The 217-nt window shown below is 56.7% G+C and carries 1 pseudogene; it reads left to right on the top strand.

Going from position 1 to position 217, the window contains the following annotated elements:
• A pseudogene (locus MFF64_RS37620) lies at positions 1-217 on the top strand (histidine kinase); the annotation flags it as partial.

Here is a 217-nt window from a genome sequence, read left to right as displayed (position 1 = left end):
ATCCTGTTCCCGCTAATGAACTTGAACGCCTCGCCGTTTTGGAAAATCTCGACCTACTCGATACGCCGCAAGATCCCGCTTTTGACGATCTTTGCCGAGAAGCCGCCCTGACCTTCGACGCGCCGGTCGCACTTATCACACTGCTCGACCCGCGACGGCAGTGGTTCAAGTCTCGCGTCGGCTTGGACATTTGTGAGACGACGCGAGATGCGTCATT

Source organism: Methylobacterium frigidaeris (genome assembly GCF_022179185.1).
Classification (GTDB): domain Bacteria; phylum Pseudomonadota; class Alphaproteobacteria; order Rhizobiales; family Beijerinckiaceae; genus Methylobacterium; species Methylobacterium frigidaeris.
The sequence above is the reverse complement of the archived record's forward strand: the minus strand, read 5'-3'. Positions and strand labels throughout refer to the sequence as shown.